Annotated in this window: 1 protein-coding gene; it reads left to right on the plus strand. The window is 74.9% G+C overall.

What is annotated here, in order from left to right:
• Window positions 1-259: hypothetical protein (locus CVH10_RS26160; protein ID WP_219924989.1), on the plus strand; the 259-nt coding region annotated here is incomplete at both ends.

Here is a 259-nt window from a genome sequence, read left to right on the forward strand (position 1 = left end):
CCCCTCGCATATCGATGCCTCGGGACGGCTCTACGAGCAGACGGCGGTCCATGCCGTCGTCGAGAACGGCGACTGGCAGAGCGCTTCGGTCGGGGCGCCCGTCGCCTCCTCGCCGGCGCAGGTCGCGTCCTCGGCTGCTGGCGGACCGCTGTTCGCGGCGGTCGACCGGGTCAGCGTCGCGCTCACCGATATGGGCGACGGCTATGCCGGAGCCGATCCCGACGCGCCGAGCGCGGCCGCGGTCGCGGCGGCCCGAGCG

Origin of the sequence: Halomonas sp. ND22Bw, assembly GCF_003011945.1 — a bacterium.
Taxonomy (GTDB): Bacteria; Pseudomonadota; Gammaproteobacteria; order Pseudomonadales; family Halomonadaceae; genus Halomonas; species Halomonas halophila.